This is a genomic window from Sphingomonas endophytica (assembly GCF_001476895.1).
In the GTDB taxonomy this organism is placed as follows: Bacteria; Pseudomonadota; Alphaproteobacteria; order Sphingomonadales; family Sphingomonadaceae; genus Sphingomonas; species Sphingomonas endophytica_A.
Genome location: NZ_LDTB01000155.1, coordinates 1 through 862 on the forward strand (window position 1 = coordinate 1; position 862 = coordinate 862).

Below are 862 nucleotides of genomic sequence, written 5' to 3' on the forward strand. Positions count from 1 at the left end.
CGATTACCACGTCGAGGTGGAGAAGCATTACTACAGCGTCCCGCATCGCTTTGTGCGCGCCGAGGTCGAGGTGCGGTTCACTGCCCGCACCGTAGAGATCTTCCACAAGGGCGAGCGGATCGCCGCGCATCAGCGCATGAGCGGTAATCACAAACACACCACCGTGCCGGAGCACATGGCCTCCAGCCATCGGCGCTACGCCGGCTGGACCATCGCGCGCATCCGACAGGACGCTGCCGCGATCGGGCCGGCGACCAGCGCTTTGTGCGACCTCATTCCCGACGAGCGCTCGCACCCCGAGCAAGGCTTCCGCGCCTGCCTCGGCATCCTCAGGCTCGCCGGCTCCTATGGGCGCGGACGGCTGGACGCCGCGGCTGCGCGGGCGATCGACATCGGCGCGCGCACCTACGGCTCGGTCAAATCGATCCTCGCCAACAATCTCGATCGGCGTCCCGCTCATCAGCGCTCCGCGGACGATGCGCCGATCCTGCATGCCAACATCCGCGGACCGCGCTACTACAACTAGGAGACCATCCCTTGCTCACCCATCCGACCCTCGACCGCCTCAACGCCCTCGGCCTCCACGGCATGGCCAATGCCTTCGTCGATATCGAAGCAACCGGCGAGGCCGCAAGCCTCGGTCACGCCGAATGGCTCGCGCTGCTGCTCGAACGTGAAGCATCACTGCGCCACGATAAGCGGCTCGCCACCCGCCTGCGCTATGCGAAGCTGCGTCAGCAAGCGTGCGTCGAGGACATCGACTACCGCACCCCGCGCGGCCTCGACCGCCCGCTGTTCGCCAAGCTTGTCGAGGGCCGCTGGATCGATTGCCTGCCCCTTAAACACATCGAACGCTGCCGAA

Annotated in this window: 2 protein-coding genes; both read left to right on the plus strand. The window is 66.4% G+C overall.

Annotated elements, in window-relative coordinates; genetic code table 11:
* The coding region (locus NS334_RS16470; RefSeq protein WP_193753143.1) for a transposase at positions 1-526 on the plus strand (526 nt) is incomplete at its 5' end.
* 11 nt (positions 527-537) lie between these two features.
* Positions 538-862: ATP-binding protein (locus tag NS334_RS16475; protein ID WP_193753144.1), on the plus strand; the 325-nt coding region annotated here is incomplete at its 3' end.